General features: G+C 40.8%; 17 protein-coding genes. 11 read left to right on the plus strand and 6 right to left on the minus strand.

Features of this window, described 5'->3' with window-relative positions; translation table 11 throughout:
• The first annotated feature begins 9 nt into the window (after nucleotides 1-9).
• The 8 genes from FTU79_RS08245 to FTU79_RS08280 all read left to right on the plus strand — a co-directional run bounded on the left by FTU79_RS08245 (nucleotide 10) and on the right by FTU79_RS08280 (nucleotide 9803).
• The gene (locus tag FTU79_RS08245) at nucleotides 10-2265 is read left to right on the plus strand and encodes a TonB-dependent receptor (RefSeq protein ID WP_180049610.1); all 2256 of its coding nucleotides are present in this window, start codon (nucleotides 10-12) and stop codon (nucleotides 2263-2265) included.
• A gap of 111 nt (nucleotides 2266-2376) precedes the next feature.
• Nucleotides 2377-3597 carry an MFS transporter gene (locus FTU79_RS08250; protein ID WP_168378656.1) on the plus strand — a complete coding sequence of 407 codons (1221 nt, stop codon included), beginning with the start codon at nucleotides 2377-2379 and terminating at the stop codon, nucleotides 3595-3597.
• 235 nt (nucleotides 3598-3832) lie between these two features.
• Nucleotides 3833-6004 (plus strand): bifunctional mannitol-1-phosphate dehydrogenase/phosphatase, encoded by a 2172-nt coding sequence (gene mtlD / locus FTU79_RS08255; RefSeq protein ID WP_180049612.1) that lies wholly within the window; start codon nucleotides 3833-3835, stop codon nucleotides 6002-6004.
• 190 nt (nucleotides 6005-6194) lie between these two features.
• Complete coding sequence (locus FTU79_RS08260) at nucleotides 6195-6869, plus strand: 2'-5' RNA ligase family protein (protein WP_180049614.1); 675 nt, start codon at nucleotides 6195-6197, stop codon at nucleotides 6867-6869.
• The gene (gene cobU, locus FTU79_RS08265; protein WP_180049616.1) at nucleotides 6866-7387 is read left to right on the plus strand and encodes a bifunctional adenosylcobinamide kinase/adenosylcobinamide-phosphate guanylyltransferase; all 522 of its coding nucleotides are present in this window, start codon (nucleotides 6866-6868) and stop codon (nucleotides 7385-7387) included. The genes FTU79_RS08260 and cobU overlap by 4 nt, the downstream gene beginning before the upstream one ends.
• Nucleotides 7384-8436: a nicotinate-nucleotide--dimethylbenzimidazole phosphoribosyltransferase gene (gene cobT / locus FTU79_RS08270; protein ID WP_111884330.1), complete on the plus strand. Its 1053-nt coding sequence runs from the start codon at nucleotides 7384-7386 to the stop codon at nucleotides 8434-8436. The genes cobU and cobT overlap by 4 nt, the downstream gene beginning before the upstream one ends.
• A complete protein-coding gene (locus FTU79_RS08275; RefSeq protein ID WP_180049618.1) occupies nucleotides 8437-9060 on the plus strand; it encodes a histidine phosphatase family protein in 624 nt (207 codons plus the stop codon).
• Entirely contained in the window at nucleotides 9057-9803 is a 747-nt protein-coding gene (locus FTU79_RS08280) for an adenosylcobinamide-GDP ribazoletransferase (RefSeq protein WP_180022108.1), read from the plus strand. Before FTU79_RS08275 ends, FTU79_RS08280 begins: the two co-directional genes overlap by 4 nt.
• Nucleotides 9804-9870: 67 nt before the next feature.
• On the opposite strand, the gene FTU79_RS08285 is transcribed toward FTU79_RS08280, so the two are convergent.
• On the minus strand, nucleotides 9871-10581 hold the full coding sequence (locus FTU79_RS08285; protein WP_171262654.1) for an LrgB family protein: 711 nt from the start codon (nucleotides 10579-10581) through the stop codon (nucleotides 9871-9873).
• Nucleotides 10578-11030, minus strand: a complete 453-nt coding sequence (locus FTU79_RS08290) for a CidA/LrgA family protein (RefSeq protein WP_180022109.1) — start codon at nucleotides 11028-11030, stop codon at nucleotides 10578-10580. Before FTU79_RS08290 ends, FTU79_RS08285 begins: the two co-directional genes overlap by 4 nt.
• A gap of 97 nt (nucleotides 11031-11127) precedes the next feature.
• Between FTU79_RS08290 and FTU79_RS08295 the strand changes: the two genes are divergently transcribed.
• On the plus strand, nucleotides 11128-12027 hold the full coding sequence (locus tag FTU79_RS08295; RefSeq protein WP_180007851.1) for a LysR family transcriptional regulator: 900 nt from the start codon (nucleotides 11128-11130) through the stop codon (nucleotides 12025-12027).
• Nucleotides 12028-12176: 149 nt separating this feature from the next.
• A complete protein-coding gene (locus FTU79_RS08300; protein WP_180007850.1) occupies nucleotides 12177-12656 on the plus strand; it encodes a helix-turn-helix domain-containing protein in 480 nt (159 codons plus the stop codon).
• Between the two features lie 82 nt (nucleotides 12657-12738).
• Here the strand turns inward: FTU79_RS08300 and FTU79_RS08305 are convergent, their stop codons facing one another.
• From FTU79_RS08305 to tusD, 4 genes are read right to left on the minus strand one after another with little or no spacing between them, the layout of a single operon-like run.
• Nucleotides 12739-13050 carry a TusE/DsrC/DsvC family sulfur relay protein gene (locus FTU79_RS08305; RefSeq protein ID WP_111884335.1) on the minus strand — a complete coding sequence of 104 codons (312 nt, stop codon included), beginning with the start codon at nucleotides 13048-13050 and terminating at the stop codon, nucleotides 12739-12741.
• Nucleotides 13051-13098: 48 nt separating this feature from the next.
• A complete protein-coding gene (locus tag FTU79_RS08310) occupies nucleotides 13099-13386 on the minus strand; it encodes a DsrH/TusB family sulfur metabolism protein (protein ID WP_078190986.1) in 288 nt (95 codons plus the stop codon).
• Between the two features lie 13 nt (nucleotides 13387-13399).
• A complete protein-coding gene (locus FTU79_RS08315; RefSeq protein ID WP_078193833.1) occupies nucleotides 13400-13750 on the minus strand; it encodes a hypothetical protein in 351 nt (116 codons plus the stop codon).
• Between the two features lie 45 nt (nucleotides 13751-13795).
• Nucleotides 13796-14164: a sulfurtransferase complex subunit TusD gene (tusD, locus tag FTU79_RS08320; RefSeq protein ID WP_078190984.1), complete on the minus strand. Its 369-nt coding sequence runs from the start codon at nucleotides 14162-14164 to the stop codon at nucleotides 13796-13798.
• A gap of 314 nt (nucleotides 14165-14478) precedes the next feature.
• On the opposite strand from tusD, the gene FTU79_RS08325 reads away from it, so the two are divergent.
• Nucleotides 14479-15075 (plus strand): phosphatase PAP2 family protein, encoded by a 597-nt coding sequence (locus FTU79_RS08325; RefSeq protein WP_180026274.1) that lies wholly within the window; start codon nucleotides 14479-14481, stop codon nucleotides 15073-15075.
• Nucleotides 15076-15158: the final 83 nt, after the last annotated feature.

Below are 15158 nucleotides of genomic sequence, written 5' to 3' on the forward strand. Positions count from 1 at the left end.
GAAAAGAATATGAAACGTTTAGCTCTACCGATGCAACTGACGTGTCTCAGCCTTGCAATTTGCACTCAGCTTTATGCACAAGACGTCACAACGGACACAGCACAAAATACTGCAGTTGAAACACAAACTGCAGTAGCTACTAAAATGGCACCGATTGTTGTGACGGCAACTCGTTCTGCGAAAAGCATTGCAGATATTGCGGGTACGGTGTACAGCATTCCTAAAGAAGAAATTGAAAAACAAGCCAATGCAGGTAAAAGCACAGCTGATATTGTTGGTTTATTGGTGCCATCACTGACTCCATCGAGTGGTACAACGTCTAACTATGGGATGACCATGCGTGGACGTGTGGTGCAATACATGATCGATGGTGTGCCGCAAACGGGATATCGTGATGGATCTCGACAACTGGCGAGTATTAGCCCGTCGATGATTGAACGAATTGAAGTGGTCTCTGGCGCAAGTAGTATTTATGGTTCAGGTGCGACAGGCGGTATTATCAATATCATCACCAAACGAGGTGGATCTGAACCGCTGAGTTTTGAAACGAAAGTCGGTGTTACTTCTGGTAATAACTTTAAGTCTGATGCTCTGGCTTATGAAGCTGCACAAACCATGAACTTTAATCAAGGCAATTTACGCGGAACTTTAGGTGCAAGCTATACCAAACGTGGTGAAATACAAGATAGTCATGGCAACCGTATTGGACCTGAAATTGCACAAACAGACCGTCAAGATACCGACACTTTAGATCTAAATGGTCGTGTCAGTTGGAAAATTGCCGATGGTCAAACGCTGAGTTTTGGCGCGCAATATTATAATGATGAGCAAGATAGTGACTATGGTCCAAATTTAAATGCGCTGCGCTCACAGCCCGTGGGTGGCAAGCTGCCGTTGTCATTAAATGCGGTAAAAGGCTTACAACTTGCTGAACAACCACAAACTGAACGTTATAGCGTCAACGCACAATATGAAAATCAAGATATTTTAGGCCACCGTCTAAACGCTGAAACCTATTATCGAAATGAAAAAGCACGGTGGTTCCCATCTGCACGTCAAATGGCACCTGAACTCTTCTTGGTGTATCAGTCAGAAACCGATATCGATGTTTTAGGCGCGCGTGTTGCTCTACAAAAAGATCTTAACTTAAATGGTCGTGAACTGGGTTTAACCTATGGTGTGGACTATGAAAATGAAAAAGATCAACAAAATATCCAAATGTATGACAGCGCAACGTTTATTCAAAGTAATGGTTTGAGTTATCAGCCGTTTAACTACTATGCCTTTGGCCCAGATGTTGAAACAGAAAAACTTGGCGTATTTGCCCAAGCGCAATATGAATTAACCGACCGACTTGGCTTACAAGCAGGCATTCGCCATGAACGTGTAGAAAGCGATGTCGATTCATCTGTGCCTTATATGGAAGCAATTACTGCAGATTTAACCCCAGGTTATGTGGCGAAAACACTGAATGGCGGCAAAGTAAAACATGATGCAACGCTGTTTAATGTTGGCGCGGTGTATCACTTAACAGATGCACAGCAAGTGTTTGCTAATTTCTCACAAGGTTCAAACTTGCCCGATGTGCAACGTATGCTGCGCGATGTGCCGGCAAATTCTGTGATTAATAGCCAAACCATTGACCCGATTAAAGTCAATAACTATGAACTCGGTTGGCGTGTACAAAATGCCGGTGGTTTAAATGCAGGAGTCACGGCTTTTTATAATGACTCAGATAAAAGCCTGAAATTTGGTGCGCCGAATTACACCATTGATGTTATTGATACCGATGAACGTATCTATGGTGTCGAAGCCAATGCCAGTTATGAAGTTCAACCAAATTGGACGGTTGGGGGCACAGTTGCATATACCACGGGCCAATTTAAAAATACCCAAGGTGACTGGCAAGAATTGGATGCCATTCGTGTAGCACCTTTAAAAGGTACAGCATTTTCAGAGTGGCAATTTGATAATGACATGAGCCTACGTGTTCAAGCTTTAGCGATTGGCGGTACAGACAAAGCCCAAAAAGACGCTGTGAAATATGGATCTGCTCCAGCAGCGTCAATTAAAGGCTTTGCAACGATGGACGTGATTGCCAATGCAAAAGTAGGACCGGGTAATGTGGGCTTTGGTGTCTACAACGTGTGGAATACGGATTATAAGTCGGTATACAGTCAGTCGGTTGAAACTGTCTATGGCCCAATTTCTAGCCTAGCGGCTCAAGGTCGCACCTACGGTTTAAGTTATACGGTGAAATACTGATTTAAAGCCTGAATCAGGTTTAAAGCACGGTATCGTGACTTACAAAATAGAGGTGGCTTAAGTCACCTCTATTGTTTATAACGTAGCCATTAAAAATGGATAACAAAAATAATGGATCGAAATAATAAACTGTTTATTGCTGCCAGTCTTGCCAATGGTGCAAGTTTCTCGATGATATTGCCGCTGTTGGCGCCATTGGTTCGTGAGTTAAAATTTTCTGAACTACAAGGCGGTGCGATGGTTTCCGTCGGTGCGCTGCTGATGGCTGTTGGTGCCATTTACATTTCAAAAAATCAATCCAAGTTTTCGATTTATCAGTTGTTGAGTATCGGTTTTGTGGGCATGGCAGTGACATGGGGGCTATTTACAGCCCTGTTGATGTATGGCCTTACTGTTCATATAGGGATGTTGCTGCTGTTTAGTTTATTGATGTTGTCACGCGCAGCGACTGGGGTATTTATGGCGATGCCACAGATTGCCTTGCAAACTTATGTGATGACCCGTTTTAGCAATGAGCAGCAGCGTTCACAAGCAATGTCAAAATTCGGTGCATTAAATAGTGCAGGCGTGATCATTGGTCCATTTCTAACCACCTTGCTGCTGGGCTTTGGTGGAATCATGACGCCGCTTTGGGCAGCAATCATTATTTTAGCGTTGATTTCTGTGGTCTTGGTGTTCAGCTTTGACCGACATACCGAACAGCATAGCGTTGAAAAGCTAGTGACAGAAAAGCATGAGGCAGCATCTACGGATTTGAGCATTCAGCAATGCTATCCATGGTTAATGTTGGGATTTAGTCTCTATCTTGCCATCGTGACCGTAAATTTAACGGCCGGGTTTTATATTCAAGACCGCTTTAATATGACTGCTGCAGAAGGCGCAGTGCATTTTGCAGAATGTTCTCTTGTCGTCGGTATTGCTTTGGTGATTATGCAAACGCTGATTTCTAAGTATTTAAATTGGTCCGTATATCGCTTACTGTGGGTTGGGCTGTTTAGCATGGCAGTAGCCTTGCTGATTTCGGTTTTCACCAATGAATTACGGATATTTCAAGCCACGTACCTGTTATATGGTATATCGGTAGCATGTTTAATCCCTGCATTTACAACGGGTGCAGCGCAAACGGCGCCCAGTGCGTTACAGACTAAGGTGGCAAGTTGGTGTACAGCCACTCAGGCTTTGAGTTTTGTTGTCGGGCCACTGATTAGTACGGGTTTATACCAGTGGCACAAAGAATTTCCGTATTATTTTTTATTTTTAGTGATGCTTGGTTTAATCGTATTCTTTTTATTTCAAACCAAAACTCAAACCGTGAAGCGAGTAACTGAGTGAAATATGCAGAGACTTGTATACTTACTTCAATAGGTCGGTGTGAAGATAGGCCTATCCTGACAACAGTGGGTTTTGATTACATGATGTTACTTGATCAGCGATTGATTTTACAAAATAGATTTTAAAAGCAAGCTTTTTGATTAAAAAATAACCACAATTGTTTCATTAATTCTCAAAGTACTGAATCAATAGTTTTCTCCGTTATTCTTTTCACATAAAAAATAACGGAGGTTAAATGCTTAAATTTAATAATGATTTGGTTCTGGGCGCCATTTTTGATATGGATGGAACAATGTTTGATACTGAACGTTTACGGTTTCAAACATTGAAACAGGCATCTCTTGAATTGACCGGTGTTGAGTTTTCCGAATCATATCTGATGAATTGTTTGGGGCTAAGTGCACAAAGCGCGCATCGATTGGCCCAAGCCGAATATGATGAAAACATTCCATACGCAGATATTCGCAAACGCGCAGATGAATTAGAGCTGGAGCATGTTCGTCAGTTTGGTGTACCGATCAAAAAAGGCTTGGTTCAAGTATTAGAACGCTTACGCAAGTCAGGACTGAGGATGGCCGTGGCAACATCGAGTCGCCGTGCAATCGCAGAAGAATATCTCATCAATGCCAATGTGTATAAGTTCTTTGATGTCTTAGTTTGTGGCGATGAAGTTGAAAATGGTAAGCCGCATCCAGAAATATTTATACGTGCTGCCGCAAAGCTGAATTTAAGTCCTGCTGATTGTTTGATGTTTGAAGATTCTGAAAATGGTGTGACTTCAGCCTTTGACGCTGGCGGTATTACCGTACTGTTTAAAGATATTAAATCACCCAATGAAAACATGCTGTCCAAAGCCAAATATTATTATGAATGTATGTATGACTGCTTGACGGAACTTGACCCGTTCACCGCGCATTTAGAGATGCCACTTGTGCAAGAGGCTTTTCCACAAACACTCAATCAACTCACAGTCGGTATTCATGGTTTTGGGGCGATTGGTGGTGGCTATTTAGCTCAAATTTTGTCGCATTGGGATGGTTATACTCGCCCGAAAAAAATCTATGCATCGACTCGTAACCCTTTATATCGTTCTGCGGTCAATGCATTTGGTACCTATAGTATTCGCTATGGTCAATTGTCTTATGACGAACGTATTGAAAACATGGCAGTCATTGATGCTGAAAATATTCAGCAGATGCAAGAGATGTACACAGAGTCGAGTTTGGTTGCCATCTGTTTGCCTGAAAAAGCGATTGCGGAAGAAGCCAATACCATTGCACAAGGCCTGTATGCACGACATATTGCACATGATGAAAAAGCCATAGAACCTATAACGATACTCATCATTTTGAACAAAGTCGGGGCAAAACAATTATTAATGACACATTTAAAACAGGCTTTAACTGAGCTTGCAGGAGCTGTCGTTGCAGAGAAAATCATGCAACAACACTATTTTTGCGACACCGTGGTCAACCGCATGGTATCTAAGTTAAGTGACCAAAACTTATATCGTCAGCTCCGTATAAAATATAATATTTTCAAACAATTTCAATTGGATGAAGTCGAAGCAGATGCTCAATTAGACTTAGAAGATGCGACGAAATTAAATCCAGATCAGGAACGTCAGGCTACTTTATATGTTGAGGATATGCGCCGCAATTTCCACCCAAGTCATATATTGCAAAGCATGGATTTAATTTTATTCAATGCTGAGTCTGACATGCCGATCTATGTAGAAAATAACAGTCCTTTGTTAGAAAAAATGCGTCAAATGATTTTGGTCGATCATATTGAAGATATTCAGCTAATCAAAAATCGCTTATGGAATGGCGTACATGCCATGTTGGCTTGGCAATCTGCACTGTTCAATCATCAAACCATAGGTGTGGCACTTGCAGATCATCGTGTTGATCAATTTATGCATGAACTCATTGACGAGGTGCAGGCTGGTTTAGCACGATGCTTACCTAATCGTGCTTTTGATTTAACACGACTGGCAGAAAGCTTTATAAACTCTTGTGAACATGCGTATAAAGATCCATGTGCGCGTGTGGCACGAGATCCTTTACGTAAACTTGCAATTAATGAACGAGTGTTGGGATCGTTGGCGACCAATCTGAAATATGGACTGGAGACAACACATCTACAGCAAGGGATTGTCTATGGTTTAGTGTACGCCCTAAGTGTAAATCAATGTTCGATGGAACAGGTTATCAACTTTATCCAGTTGCAATTTTCAGAACTGAAAAAGACCAACGAGCTTGAACAACTGGAACGTATTGAACAGATTGAGGCCAATGTAATGATACAGTTGCAGCATTTTTCTGATCAGTCCACAGAGCAGTTTACATCTTGGAAAAACCATGCTGTAACGCAAGATCAGAAAGATACTGCGAAATTTGCCTAAAATATAATGCTTATCTGTGCGCAATGTATATTGAATCAAAATGCTGAGTATGACTCGGCATTTTTTTCTTACAAAGAAGCTTTAGATGAATGAATTTCAGCTTTAAATGAATATTACTAAATCAAAATTGGGCAAAGTCTGTTTTGATTCATGCTTTAATAAAGCAGATTAAATTTAAAGTGATTTATCTGTGTTTTTAAAACCCTCAATGCAAGTCGTACCGACGCTCAATCAGGATTATCCCGATTGGCATCAAGGTCGTCAGCACTATGCTTTGTGGTATCTAGAAATACAGGATCCTGAATTATTGGCATATCTCACAGCACTTCGAGCGCAGTTTTCAGATATTTTATACACGCCGAATACGCGCCAATTTCATATCACCGTGTTTATTTGTGGTTTTTTTGAAGAGTTAAATAAAACCCAATTAATCGATCATTCTGAACAACGATGGAATGATAATTTCTCAGCAGATGAGTTGGCACTGCATCAACAACAACTTCGACAGTTATCGCTATCTAATATTCGGCTACGTACAGGTCAGATCCATAGCTTTCAAAGCGCACTGTTTATTGAAATTTTGGATTTAGATCGTAAGTTTGATCATCTACGTCAAGCTTTCAATGTAAGCTCGAATGAAATTGCACCGATCGAATATTGTCCGCATATTACATTGGGCTTGTATAAACAGGCATGGAATAGCGATGATATTTTTGAAAGAATCCAACAAGTTGAACAGCACAGCTTTGATTTTGAAAGCAAGCAACTGACTTTTGGTCATTATCAGGCTCAAGTATTACAAGGGGCATTGAGTGCTTATTATCAACATCAGTTCAGACAAAATATAGAGATGGCACAATCATGATTCATTTCATTTTGGGTGGGGCACGTTCAGGTAAGAGCCGACTTGCAGAACAAAAAGCTAAAGCGAGTGCTCAAGCCGTCATCTATGTCGCTACGGCACAAGCATATGATGAGGAAATGCAGGAGCGAATTCAGCATCATCAAGCTGACCGTCCTGAGCATTGGGGGCTGATTGAAGAGCCTCTATATTTAGCCGACCGCTTAATTGAAATAGACCAAGCTCATCAAACCATTCTTATCGATTGTTTAACGCTGTGGATGAGTAATTTATTGCTGCATGAACAAGCAGATTTTCAACAGCAACAATGCCAAAAATTACTTACAGTGCTGCCAATATTAAAGTCAGACATTATTTTAGTCAGTAACGAAACTGGACTGGGCGTTGTTCCCATGGGACAAATCAGTCGAAAATTCGTCGATGAATCTGGGCGCTTACATCAACAAATTGGTCAAATCGCTGACCATGTGGTGTTTTGTGTTGCAGGTTTTCCAATGATCTTAAAAGGAGATAAAGCATGAACTGGTGGCAAGAACCCTGTCAAAATCCGAGTATCGAAGCTAAGCAACAGGCGGTAAATCACCAGTTACAGCTAACTAAACCTACGGGCTCGCTTTCAGAACTTGAAAATGTAGCGGTGCAACTTGCATCATTACAAAACACGGATCAGCCTAATATCGATTTCCCATGGATCACCATCTTTGCAGGTGATCATGGCGTGATGGAAGAAAATATTTCGGCCTACCCACAAGCTGTCACACGCCAAATGCTACAAAACTTCACGACCGGTGGTGCATGTATTAGTGTCATTGCACGTGAGTATCAAGCCAAACTACAAGTGATTGACTGTGGTTCGGTAGGCGAAGCTTATGAATATGCAGGGGTAGAGCGCTACTGTATTGCAGCGGGTACAGCAAATTTTGCTAAAACTGTTGCGATGAGCGAATCACAATGTATTGAAGCGATGAATCTTGGCCGTAAAAGTGTTGAAGATGCTATCGCTGCACGTGCGTCTATTTATGTCGCAGGGGAAATGGGCATTGGCAATACTTGTTCTGCTTCTGCTGTTGCATGTTTTTTATTTAATGAGCCGGCCGAAAAACTGACAGGTGTTGGTACAGGTATTCGTGCTGAACAATTGGCACATAAGAAACAAGTGATTGATCAAGCTTTAGCCTTACATCAGGACTATGTTGGCCAAGATGTCTTTAAAGCCCTATGTGCCGTAGGTGGTTTGGAAATCGCCGCGATGGTTGGAGCATACATTCGCTGTGCGCAATTGGGTCTGGCAATGGTCGTTGATGGATTTATTAGTACGGTTTCTGCCTTGGTCGCTGTTCGTTTAAATCCTGCTGTACGTGAATGGATGCTTTTTGGTCATCAATCGGCTGAATATGGGCACCAGCGTTTACTTCAAGCCCTTGAAGCTGAACCACTCTTAAAGTTGAATTTACGTTTAGGTGAAGGCAGCGGTGCCGGTGCGGCCTTGGGTTTAATTCGTTTGGCATGTCGTTTACATAACAACATGGCGACTTTTGCACAAGCTGCTGTGATTGGTGAAAAAGTTTAAATGGAACATTTCCGTTTAGATATATTGCGTCATGGTGAGACTGAACTGAGCCATACCTTACGTGGCTCTACAGATGATGCTTTGACGCAAAAAGGTTGGCAGCAGATGCAGCAGACCATAGATGATGTATTGAACGTCATTCATACACACGGTTTAGCGAGCTGGGATGTCATCATTACTTCTGACTTACAGCGCTGCCGTTTATTTGCTTTAGATTTGTCTCAACAACTTAAACGTCCAATGTTTGAAAATGCGAAGTTTCAAGAAATGCATTTTGGCGACTGGGAAGCGGTATCAACCAAGCATATCTATGAAAACACTCCAGAGTTACTCGCACAGTTTTGGCAAAGTCCCAGCACATTTACGCCACCGAATGCAGAAAGTCTTCAGCAATTTCAACAAAGGATCTTAAGCGGTCTAGATGAGCTAGTCTTGCAGGCTCAACAGCATCATTGGCAACGCGTTTTATTGGTTTCCCATGGTGGTGTGATTAAATTATTAAAATGTATGGCACAGCAAGGTCACTTAGATGATTTATTAAAAATGACGGCTGAATTGGGACAATTAAATTCATTTCTTGTTCAAAATCGCGCAAATATCCGTCTTTTGGAGCAAAGTGAATGACACCTTTTTGGATTGCTCTACAGTTTCTCACGACTTTTCCGATTCAACTTAAAGCGATGCCATCGAAACAGCAAAATGGACAGTCTTTACTGTTTTATCCAGTGGTGGGATTGCTGATCGGTGGCATTCTTGCCTTGCTTGCTTTTACATTTCACAGCCTGCCAATCATCTTACTCAGTAGCATTTTGCTTGTGGTTTGGATTTGGCTCACAGGTGGGTTACATCTAGATGGTTTAGCCGATACGGCAGATGCATGGGTCGGTGGCTTTGGTGATGCCGAACGTACACTTAAAATCATGAAAGACCCTGCATGTGGGCCGATTGGTGTGTTGAGCCTCGTCGTGATTTGCTTACTCAAATGGTCGGCGCTTTATGTTTTGCTACAACAGCAAATGTATTTGGCATTAATTGTATTTCCAGTATTAGGTCGTTTAGCCCCTTTATTTTTGTTTTTAACAACTCAGTATGTTCGTGAAAAAGGCTTGGGCTCATCGATAGCAGCAACTATTCCACGAAAGTCGGCATACCTGGTCTTTATACTCTGCCTAAGTGCATGTTTGTATTTTAGCTGGACTGGAGTGGTGAGTATATTCGCGTTTATTTGTACTTTACTGTATTTGCGATGGAAATTTATTCAGCGTATAGGTGGCGTAACGGGAGATACAATTGGTGCAGCGATTGAAATTACAGAAGTGTCGAGTCTCTTAGCGTTTGTCATAGCACTACATTATGTAATTGCTTAGTTTTTACAGTGAAATGACTTAACTCCTGATTTAAAAAAAGCCCAGCTATTGCACTGGGCTTTTTATTTTATCCCAACAGATAAATGACTAAATGAATAAGTGATGGCCCAAGCAATACCATAAAGACCCCAGCTAGTACCATGCTCAAGCAGGCTGCAACACCTTCTTCTTTATGACGTGATAACGCCTTACTTGTACCAAATCCATGTGCAGCATTGCCAAGAGCCGCACCTTGCGCAAAGCGTGAATGCAATTTAAGCCCAGCCAAAACTAGGTCAGCCAAAGCCACGCCGGCAATCCCAGTAATCATGGTAAATAGAATCACCAATTCGACTGACCCCCCAATATTCGAGGTAAGTTCCATGGCAAAGGGGGTAGAAATGGAACGTGCCATTAAGCTATAAGACGTTTCTTGGTCAAACTGAAACAACTGTGCCAAATAAAAAGCACTGATAATTCCTGCTAACATGCCAATCACGATGCCCAAACTAATACTCAGCGCATGCTGACGGATAATTTGCCGATATTCATAGATGGGAATAGCAAAGGCCACAGTTGCCGGGCCGAGCATCCATACAATCCATTGGCTTTCTTGCATATAGGTGTCATATGAAATATGAAAGCAAAGCATGAGTATAATCAGCACAAACGGGACGAATAGTGCAGGGGAAAGAACCATATACGGTAACTTACGATGTAGCTTTTTCGCCAAAATATAACCGACAAGGGTCAGGACGAAAAACAATACAGAGATGCTGTTCAACCCAAAATCGTTCATAAGGTTTTTCCTGCTGTGTTGACATCATGATCTGTCGCAGTTTGGTGTTTCGCTTTAAGTTTTGCCTCGAGTTTAAAGCCCCAATAAACCGTAAATGCTGTAAACACCATGACACAGACGGTACCCAGTACCACGGCTAAAATTAACTGCCAGCCAGAGCTGAGTAATAAATCTTGATATTTAATTAATCCAACTACACAGGGGATAAAGAATAGAACCAGTTCAGCCAAAATAAAATCTGAGCCTTGTTTGATCCACTGCATTTTAAATAAACCACTCAACAATGCGGCTAAAAGGAGCAATAAACCAATCACGCCAGCAGAGATCGGCAAGTTAAACCAAGATTGAATGCAAGAGCCAATCCACCAGATCAATATCAATAAACTTAGCTGCGCTAAAGTTTTAAGAAACTGGGTAAATTTGGAAGTAGATTGTGGAAACGTATCCATGAGACGACAGTAGAATAGGAGATGACGCTATTTTAAAAGTGCATACCCTGTATAATTATGAATAATTAATTATTAATTATGCTTAAATGGAATAATAATGGACATTAAAAGCCTAAAAGTCTTTGTGACCATCGTACAAAAACAGAGTTTTAGTCATGCAGCAGAAGCGCTTTTTGTCACTCAGCCGACCATTAGTAAATTAATTCGTCAGTTAGAAGACGAGATCGGCGTGCCTTTATTTCATAAAGGAGAAGCAGGTCGAAAAAGGGAAGCACAGCTCACCTATATGGGAGAGCAGATTTATCAGCATGCCTTAGTGATATTGAATGAACAACAACGGATGCTTGATACCGTTACCCAAGTTCGTGCCTTAAAACAAGGTAAATTGACCCTAGGTTTACCGCCATTGGCATCAGTGTTGTTCAGTCAGTTAATCGCGCTGTTTCATAAAAAATACCCCAATATTGAACTGAGCTTTTTTGAGGTTGGGGCGACAGGTATAGAAAGTGCCATTTTAAAAAAACAGGTCGACGTCGGGATTATTTTGGGTCACTTGAAACCGGTGCTGAGTGGTATTCCAGTGATGGAGTCACCTTTGTGTCTATTGTCCAAAAAAAACTCACAGTGGCGTAAGCGAAAAACCGTTTCGTTGATTGAATTAAAAGAAGAATCCTTTTTATTGTATGACGATACCTTCACACTCAATGACATCATTATACAGGCGGCAAATTACGTCGGATTTGAGCCCAATGTAGTGTGTAAAAGTAGCCAGTGGGACTTCATCGCCAAAATGGTAGATTCAAATGTCGGGATTGCACTCCTGCCTAAAATTTATTGTGAACAACTTGATGCGGCAAAATACCATATGGCTGAATTAGAAAATCCAAACCTAGACTGGAAACTCAGTATGGCCTGGAATACCACTGTTGCCATGAGTCCCGCAACGCGTGCATGGCTAGAAATAATTGAGGACAATAAAGACAAAATACATTTTTAGTTCATTTACAGATCAAGCAGATAAAATGAATGCGTTGAAACGATGGTGGATTTATGATTTGTACATCAAAGATTATTGAAAAGGATTTTGCAAAATCAACAGGCATGAATTAAATTGGGTGTTGGTCGTTATTTTTGATGGTTCATAAAATGAAATGGGATGATATTGGTCAACAACCGTGTTCAATCGCTCGTGCGCTTTCAGTGCTAGGGGATCGTTGGACCATGTTGATTATCCGTAATGCATTTATGGGCATTCGACGTTTTGATGACTTTCAACAAAATTTGGGTGTGACGCGTCATGTGTTATCCGACCGATTAAAGCGTTTGGTTGAAGAGGGTATTTTAACCAAAGTTGCTTATGTCGAGCGTCAGGAACGTTTTGAATATCGACTGACGCAAAAAGGCTTAGACTTGTATCCAATCCTTTTAGCTATGACACATTGGGCCGATCAATATATGGATCAGGGCTTGGGATCACCTGTTGAATATGTCCATCAGACATGTGGTGAAAAGTTTAAACCCGTTTTAGTGTGTTCATGTTGTGCAGAACCGATCCAAGCCAAACAGGTCAAACCAGTTTTTACCCAAGCCTATTACATCGCTCTCAATCAATTAAAACCTGCCTAAGCTGTTTTATGGCTTTCTTCAAGATGCTGATTTGCATCCATATAGCCAAAATAGCCTAAGCAGTATTTAGATTACTTTAAAATTACAAACAATTTGCAGGTTTAGGGATGCCCGCTAAACGACTTAAATGTCGAGCGACCAAACCGGTGTTAAATTTGTCTTGTAACACTGCATTATTAATATCAGCGCTCACGGTTTTCATTAAAAATTTAATGAGTGGGCGAGTTGCCGGTGAGTGACCAAACTGTTGATAAAACTGTCGTACAGCTTGTAAAACTTCAAAATGCCAAGGGCTTAACTCAAGTTCTAAACTTTTAGCCAGTTCTTGGGCAACAGCTTCATTCCAAATAGTGTAATCCACCAAATGGCCATCTTGGTCTAATTCAAGATTCATATTCATTCCAAAAGAGAAGATTGTAGAAATGGATCGCTTTTACTCAAATTATTTGAGTGAAATACATCGTTTAAATCTAAGGCATAGATCAGCAAAAGCGGCATAGTCGATCACTTTCATATGACTATAATTCATACTTTTACCTAAAATCTCAGCATCATTTTCAAGTACATAACATGTGCCAAATTGCTGAATTTGTTCATCTGCAATATGTAAGACTGCTTCACCCATCAAGATAATTGCATCTTCAGGATTGATTAAACTGGCTAACTGCTGGATGTGCTGTAGGGTATTGGCATAGCTGGCTTGGACTAAATACAGCGTAGAATTTGACATCATCATTCCTCTTTTACCAATACAACACATGATCAAATTGTTGAATTAATTCAGTATTGAATTGAACAAACTCTAGTTCTTGTTCACTGTTGATCACAAAAGGATGCTGTGAATTTTTTTGTTCAATATAAATCGGGGTGAGATCGTAAAACTCAAAGCTATCAACCATGTTGGAAGCGAGTTTAAACGCATGCTTGAGCTGACTAAACTCTTGTTCTGCCTGAAGTAAGCTCAGCGCAGCATCTTTGAGCAACACTTTAACGTCACAGCCGAAGGTTGCAAGCACCATGGTCGCAGAAAGACTTTCATGTACTTGTAAGCTTGCAAGATTTGCATGGGTTAAAACAACCAGTACAGATTTCACGTAATTTTCCTTTTCAATGCTACAAATGCGCGGCAATCAAAATACTTAGAATTGCAATAAACGGTCAGCAGCTTGTACGGCATCGGCGAGTTCGCCTAGGCCCACAAGTTCAAATTGCTCAGCTAGATTATGTTGCTGAATATTGTGACGCTGTGCATTTTCCTGATCTGTGATCCCACGTGCGAGAGCTGCACTTACGCAAACAGGTAAACGAATGCCGAGTTTTTGCCATTCACTACTGAGTTTGCGTTGATCATCTGGCACCCATTGCAGGGCATTTGCGACATTTACACCATCTTGATAGAAAAAAACCCGAAAGTTTTCGCCTTTTTGCTTCAGCGCTTGGGCAAGACCCAAAGCATGCCAAGCCAATATCGAAGTGGGTGAGGAGGTAATTAGTAATAGAGTACTCATCGAAATTCACTAAATGAATAAACGGTCTAGATCGACAGTTTGTTCTGAGTTCAGAAGAAAAAGCTAGTATACAATGATTTACTCAATGATCTGAATATTTGCACAGTTTTGCTTATTTAGGCAGCACTGCCATTGCAAATTTTTCTTCAAATAGAACGATTGGTATAACATTGGGTTTAATTTGGATTCAGCCTCGAGCCATCACTTTTTCATAAATAAACTCTACGGTTACATACTGAAAAATCTTTATATGAATAAAACGCAATTTTTGATTTTACAGAGTGCTATGATCTTTTCATTTTTTAAACCATCTCATGAATATAGAGAAATTTAATTTAAGTTTATTTAATTCAATCAATGCTTCGGACAATGCTTTAGATTTCACTATTTCTTTTGCCATATTTATTGCCAATGATCTATTTTATATCGTGATTCTTTTGATGTTTTTGGCTTGGTTTAAAGGCAGTTTTGACACCAAAAAACAAATCGTTAAAGCCACAGTTTTTACAATCGTCGCTTTTCTTATCAGCCAAGTGATTTCGAGTTTCTTTTACTATCCTAGACCCTTTGTCTTGGACGTCGGACGCACGATTATAGAACATTCACCGAATGGATCCTTCCCGAGTGATCACATGCTGTTTTTTAGCACGATTGCATTTTCTTATATATTTTCAAAGCAAAAAACCGTCGGCTATGTATTTCTCGCATTCGCTTTTCTTGTGGCGTGGTCGAGAGTCTATTTAGGTGTGCATTATCCAATGGATATGGCGGGCGCGTTGATCATCGCTGTTTTGCTTAATTTTGTCGGACTGTCTTTATGGCGAAGCTATGGTTTTCATTTGGTGAGCATGATATTAAAAGTTTACGAGTTCCTATTCTCAGCCATGATTAAAAAAGGCTATATCCGCTAAATTAAGTTGCTTAGATATTTGCGATTTCAAACGTTTGCTGCTGTTATAGTTACATTGCCAACATCTTGCCAGATGAATATTTA

Source organism: Acinetobacter sp. YH12144 (genome assembly GCF_013418345.1).
Taxonomy (GTDB): Bacteria; Pseudomonadota; Gammaproteobacteria; order Pseudomonadales; family Moraxellaceae; genus Acinetobacter; species Acinetobacter amyesii.